Origin of the sequence: Paraburkholderia sp. SIMBA_053 (assembly GCF_046534895.1) — a bacterium.
In the GTDB taxonomy this organism is placed as follows: domain Bacteria; phylum Pseudomonadota; class Gammaproteobacteria; order Burkholderiales; family Burkholderiaceae; genus Paraburkholderia; species Paraburkholderia caledonica.
The window spans coordinates 1-238 of sequence record NZ_JAWRXU010001633.1; the positions used below are offsets into that span (position 1 = coordinate 1).

The following is a 238-nucleotide window of genomic DNA, read 5'->3' on the forward strand; positions in this document are numbered from 1 at the left end:
CCGGCTATGAAGCGATTCTCACGCGCGAGGCGCTCGAGCTCGTCGCCGCGCTGCATCGCACGTTCGAGCCGCGCCGTCAGCAGTTGCTGCAGGCACGCGCCGAACGGACCAAGCGCCTCGACGCTGGCGAGCGCCCCGACTTCCTCGCCGAGACGAAGAGCGTGCGCGAAGGCGACTGGACCATCGCGCCGCTGCCGCGCGACCTGCAATGCCGCCGCGTGGAAATCACCGGGCCGGT

Annotated in this window: 1 pseudogene; it reads left to right on the forward strand. The window is 71.0% G+C overall.

What is annotated here, in order from left to right:
• Positions 1-238, forward strand: a pseudogene (locus SB753_RS41095) (malate synthase A); the annotation flags it as partial.